The 5,865-nt window shown below is 43.1% G+C and carries 6 protein-coding genes; 3 read left to right on the forward strand and 3 right to left on the reverse strand.

The window, feature by feature from the left end; genetic code table 11:
* The first annotated feature begins 429 nt into the window (after positions 1 to 429).
* The 3 genes from P8O70_15255 to P8O70_15265 all read left to right on the forward strand — a co-directional run bounded on the left by P8O70_15255 (position 430) and on the right by P8O70_15265 (position 3,003).
* Complete coding sequence (locus tag P8O70_15255) at positions 430 to 1,524, forward strand: general secretion pathway protein GspC (protein MDG2198204.1); 1,095 nt, start codon at positions 430 to 432, stop codon at positions 1,522 to 1,524.
* 73 nt (positions 1,525 to 1,597) lie between these two features.
* Entirely contained in the window at positions 1,598 to 2,104 is a 507-nt protein-coding gene (locus P8O70_15260) for a TerB family tellurite resistance protein (protein ID MDG2198205.1), read from the forward strand.
* A 53-nt stretch (positions 2,105 to 2,157) separates the two neighbouring features.
* A complete protein-coding gene (locus P8O70_15265; GenBank protein ID MDG2198206.1) occupies positions 2,158 to 3,003 on the forward strand; it encodes a prephenate dehydratase domain-containing protein in 846 nt (281 codons plus the stop codon).
* Positions 3,004 to 3,200: 197 nt separating this feature from the next.
* On the opposite strand, the gene P8O70_15270 is transcribed toward P8O70_15265, so the two are convergent.
* From P8O70_15270 to P8O70_15280, 3 genes are all read right to left on the reverse strand, one after another.
* Positions 3,201 to 3,578, reverse strand: coding sequence for a hypothetical protein (locus tag P8O70_15270; GenBank protein ID MDG2198207.1), 378 nt, complete (start codon positions 3,576 to 3,578; stop codon positions 3,201 to 3,203).
* 11 nt (positions 3,579 to 3,589) lie between these two features.
* The gene (locus P8O70_15275) at positions 3,590 to 5,503 is read right to left on the reverse strand and encodes a hypothetical protein (GenBank protein MDG2198208.1); all 1,914 of its coding nucleotides are present in this window, start codon (positions 5,501 to 5,503) and stop codon (positions 3,590 to 3,592) included.
* A 62-nt stretch (positions 5,504 to 5,565) separates the two neighbouring features.
* Positions 5,566 to 5,865 (reverse strand): HisA/HisF-related TIM barrel protein (locus P8O70_15280; GenBank protein ID MDG2198209.1); only part of this gene is annotated, 300 nt, incomplete at its 5' end.

The raw sequence follows: 5,865 nt of genomic DNA on the forward strand, positions 1-5,865 counted from the left end.
GCAGATGTTCGATCCGTTGCCACTGATCATCACAGAGAGCATAGCCTCTGGTAGTCATTGGACTTCTCTTGAATAGGGAAAGGGAAAAGGGCTTTTCCCCCAAAGAGAACGATGTGCCTCAAACGATCAAATGTCTATTTGATGACAGGCCCTAGTCTAGGCTTACTTGGGGTTGTGTAGGTGTTTTGAAAAGTTTTGGACTGTATTTGTAGTTGAAAACTTATGATTTTCAGTAAAGCAAAGCAAACATCTGCTCTATAAATTTGCCCTGAACACCAATTAACCCTTTGATCTTCAGAAAATGAGAATTGCAATTTTGTTAAGTTTTCCCGAATTTTTGAAAAAAATTATAGCTTCCCCCGATTTTGCAATGAATGATGGAAATATACTCTATTCAAAGTCTATAAGAAAAGATTTGAAAGGTCTCGCATGATGCCAGGTGGCAAAATTCTGTTAATGTGCTGCAACGGTCTTCTGGTAATGACGGGTGCTTACCAGGCGGGTGGATTGACGGCAGGGATCTTGGAGCAAAGAATCATTGAACAGGAAGCCGCCCCCTTGATATTGCCAGCAGTTGCTCCTGAAACAAATACAAAATCCCATGTAAGTGCAGATTACAAAGAATTTGTGGTAATTCTTGAACGCAATATCTTTAAAGCGGAACGTCGGCCACCTCCCCCACCTCCTCCACCCCCACCGAAAGCTGAGGAAGTTGTGGTGAAGGAAAATTTGCCTGAAGTTGGACCAATCGGTCCTGTGTTCACCCAGTTAAAATTGGTGTTGACGGGTACGATGATCTATGACCACAACGCTTTTGCATTTATCGCTGCAGCCAATCAACCTGCCTCGTACAAGATATATCAAATTGGTGATTGCTTTGAACCAGACAGCGTGAAGGAATCAAAGGATATTCCCTGCCCTCCGAACAAAGTAAAAGTCTTTGAAATTCGGGACAGAGAAATCATCATAATCTATCAAGGACGAGAAGAAATCCTAAGCATGGATCAACAGACCCAAGCAGTTGCAGCAGCAGTTGCAGCAGCACCAAAGCCAAAGCCACCTCCCCCCAAACCCCAACCCAAACAAAAAGCTAGGCCCTTACAAAACCAACAAAAAGCAGTGCTGAAACCTATTGCTCCCAAAGATCAAGGGCCCTTGATTATTAAGCCGACCTCTGAAGCAAACAACGAAACACCACCAGATGACCAGAGGATTTTCAGATTTGAAAGAACTTATGTTGATGAGCAACTGGCCAATTTCAGTCAGCTACTGAATGACGCACGGGTCGTCCCGACTGAAAAAGATGGTACTCCACTTTTCATGTTTAAGTTCATCCGTAAAGGTAGCATCTACGAAAAACTTGGCTTGAAGAACGAGGATATAATCCTAGCGATCAATGGGTTTACTGTGGATAGCGTACCCAAGGCTTTGAAGCTGTTTGAAACCCTTCAATCCGAGCGAGAAATTACTCTGAAAATTGAGCGTGGTGGACAAGCAACAGATTTCCAATACTACATCGACTGACCGTTTATGCTTGAATTCTCAAGATTATCTGTTCCAATAAGTTCTTTTTTGCACCCTTCTTTAGAGGAAAAAAATGGGACTCTTTGATATGTTCAAATCAGACGCGGGAACAGAAATGACCCCTCATTTCGCGTTCGTTACTGCGCTGATTTATATGATTGCGGCCGATGGAGAGATTCAGAATGAAGAAATTGGTCAGTTGTTGTCAGTATTAGGTGGTGAGAAAAGTTCCAATGGAGTAATTGGTGTTGGAGCTCAGAATGAGAAGCTTCTGCGAAATGCTCAGAAATACGTGCAATCAAATTCTCCTGATAAATTTTTGGAGGAGGCTGCCCCATTGCTGACAGATGCACAAAAGATGTGTATTTTGACAAATCTCTGCGATTCTCTGCTTTCTGATGGCAATGCCGACACAACAGAACAGCAATTATTCTACAAATTTATGCAAGGATTTGGAATTGCTGAAGATCGCTTTCAGCCTTACTTTGAAGTGATCGTGCTGAAGAACGACAGGACAGTCTTCACAAATGATAGTCATCCCAAGAATCAGCCAGGCTACGAAGTCAAACTGCCTACCTGATTATGAAGGCCTCATCAAATTAAAGATGAGGTCAAGATCTGCCGAACCATTGCATGCCTTATAGCCACATCCCCAACGTCTTCACCCTCGGCCCAGCAGGTACTTTCAGTGACCAAGCAGCAAGACAAGTTTGCTCAAATTTCGATGCCATTCACTACACCAAGAACTTCAATGAAGCGATTATACGTGTAGCAGAGACTCCTCATTCAGTGGCTGTCGTTCCAATCGAAAACTCTGTTGCAGGAACCGTAACACAGATCCAAGACGCATTGGTGACTGAGGAACTTATTATCTTGGATGAGTTCCCCATGCGCATCCGCTATGCACTACTGGCTAATGCTCCCCTCCAGCAAGTGACCCAATTCTTTGCCCACGAACAGGCCTACGGCCAGACGCTGCAGTATACCGCTAGGCATCTGTGTAGTGCTGACCACATCTACACAAGAAGCAATACAGACTCTGCTACACAGTTCTTTTCAACTAGTGAACAACGGATTCCTCAGGCAGCGATTGTACCTATTAATCTGGTTGAAGAACATCAAGATTTTGTAGTTGCCCAGGACATTCAAGATTATCCCAACAACACCACGCGCTTTGTTGTCGTTCGCAAGCGAGAGGATAAAGAAAAATTGGATTTCAGGCAGCGAAAAACTTCCCTCTTCATAGAATTTGAGACTGACCGTGCGGGATTGCTTTACGAGATGTTGAGTATTTTCAACGCTTATCAAATAAATCTTTGTCGCCTAGAGTCGCGTCCTTCCAAACGGATCCCTTGGTCATATGTGTTTTTTGTTGATCTATACAACAACCAAGAATCTCAACAATGTTTGAGTGACTTGGAGCATTCTGGATTCCGTGCTAAAATTTTAGGTTGCTACGATTCATTGCCACCAATGTGATTCACAGATCACAATCACTTTAAAACCGCTCTAAGGTTTCTCTTTTTGCAAATTGGATTGTGATTTAACAGAGAGAACCCCAATAATCTTTTGCTTTCGTCAGATTTGAATCAGAACTTGGTTCAGTAGCTTGGGGCTTATTGAAAGGAGAATTTTGATAAGATATTGAAATGCGGGGTCTGAACGCTTCCGGTGCTTCAGGAAGGATCATCCAGAATGATTAGTTTGTCTCGGTTCATTATTTGATCACTAGGCTGCTGTGCGAAATCTTCCGGACAGAAATAACTCGTACCCTCTATTTTTGTAATGATTGCATTAGACTCGGAAGAATCTATCGAAATGTGGGTTGCTCCCATTCCAGCTGCTGTGTTCAGTAGTTGATTCATAGCTTCCCGATAGCCATTTCTAGAACTGGTAAGAACCGTTGAGTTTAATGCACCTCGCGGAACACATAGAGGATATTTCTTAGGATCGTTCATAAAACCAATTTGTCTGCCTGGCTCTGTCAAAATCACTGCAGATTGAGTACAGCCAAACATCATTCCACTCAAGAGAATTACAGATAATTCCCGCATATAACTTCCCATTATTGAAATACCTCGATCATTTTTCCGCCTGTGGATGAAGCAACTTTAACTAACCAGTCCATCTGCCACCCGGTTCTATGAAGTTCCAACCACTCATCAACAATTACCACCGGATGCCTCAAATCAGGCATGTCCTTACATCGACAGCTAATTTGCATTTCGTATGTACCTGGCATCTTTGTAACCAACTCCAATGCAGCAAGTTCTTCACGAATACTTAGAACCTGCTCTTCCATGACTTGGCCTGTTTCCAAGTCAACTAACCTTAGAGCAACATCGGATGATGATGTAGGTAGATGCAAATTGCCGGCAATTCGTTCGCTCACATGGTACGGTCGGGTTCTGCGAAAATCTGTGAAAACTCGCTGTTGCTCAAAGAATGGCTGATAAAGAAGTGTCTGCCAGAACATCAAGTGCTGGAACCGAGTTGCCTGATCCTTCTCTCTTCTGAGAGTCCAACGCCAGGAGTGAGGATCTGTCACCCAATCAACCCTCCCTAATCCAAATGAAGTCCTCCTGAGCACTCTGATCCCTGAGCTATCTTTTGAACCATCCCAATTGAATGTGGCTTGACGTTGAGAATGTTCGGGAGGCAATAGATCAATCTCCTCATAATTCCAATTTTGCTTGTGTCGCAGGGACCAATCCCAACTCAGTGCCTTTTCTGAATTCATGAAGAGTTCAGCATATCCTCGCTCGCCTTCTGTCTGATCGCCACCAACAACAACAATACGCTTCCCCTGTGAGAGAAATTTTTGGAAACTACGCTGAAATCCTACGTTTCTGAGATATTTCTTGATGGTAAAATTATGGAATATCACCACATCAAATTTGAACAACTCCACCATGAACAATTCCTCAACGGGAAACTGAATCAAGGCCAATTCGTTCTCAGGGATATTGTTGGCATCCTCAAAGGGATCACGTAAAATGAAGAAAGAAATTAAATCAATCTCAGGGCTATCTCCTAAAAGAGATCGTAGATAACGAACATCCCAACCTGTTCTTCCAGCTATATGTAAAACCTTCAACCGGTTTGAGCGAACTGGGACAGAAAGATAAGCCAGATTGTTTTGTAAATTGGTTTCACCATCTAGAGGTGCCAACCGAAGCTGTAAGAGTTGGTCACCTGTCTTATTAGGTTTCCAGTTTAGGCTGAGTTCTATTTCTTGCAGCGTCCCGTCCCACTCAATGATTTTTTTATCCAATAATGCTTTCCCATCTGTCAGCACTACCTCGGATGATCCTGCCTGCAAACTCTTGGAAGCGTGAATGTTTATGGGCAAATCAAGGCTTTCATTTACAAAAGCGACCTGGATATTGGCCTCTATCCTCAATTCTAAATCAACTGGTTGGGGTGTCTGCCAAACGAGAGTATTCAATTTAATTTCATAACTTGCCAAGTTCTCACCAAGTTCCCTTAGAGAAATGTCTGCCTCATTCTCTTGCCCATCAGTTACCAAGAGTAATTCACTTCCCTTCGGAAGATTTGTTTGTCTCAAAAACAAATTAAGATTGTCTGATAAACCAGAAGTTGCTGACCAAATAACAGAAGAATCTTTGTTTTGAGGATCAAACCAATTCAGGTACTTCAATTCTCTTTTTGAAAATTCTCCTTCGATTTTTTCTTGAATTTCATCAGGGATGAGTAATGCGGGATTTTTAATCGGCTCAGCAGAATGTTGTAGCAACTGACGGAAACTTTCACTTGTATCGACGAGTACCCAAAGGGGGGGATTGTATTCTTCTTCAGAGTTGATCAGAACCTGGAGGCTCCAAATCAACAAAGCTAATAAAGCGAGACGATTGGTAATTCCGTAGTACCTAAAAGCTTGCTTACGTTTTTGTAGGATCAGTCCAACGATGGATATTAAGAGAAAGGCAAGAATCCAGAGAAACCAGAAAGAGTTCATTTCCATAAAAGAAGATTAGAAGAAGGGGCCAAATGGTTGCGAGGTTTTGTTTCGGAGACTGATCACAACCTGACAGGAATTCCGGAGGTCCGCAAGAATTGTTTCACCTCGGACACAGTATAGGTCCCATAATGAAAGACAGAAGCTGCCAGGACTGCATCCGCTTTACCCAACTGGATTGCATCTCGAAAGTGTTCTAGTGTCCCGCCGCCCCCTGAAGCAATTACGGAGATAGAGAGCATGGTGCTAACCTTTGAGTTGAGTGGATTGTCAAAGCCATCCTTGTGGCCATCAGCATCCATGCTCGTCAATAGAATTTCACCTGCACCACGATCCGATGCTTCTTGGGCCCACTCCAGAGC

Source organism: SAR324 cluster bacterium (assembly GCA_029245725.1).
In the GTDB taxonomy this organism is placed as follows: Bacteria; SAR324; SAR324; order SAR324; family NAC60-12; genus JCVI-SCAAA005.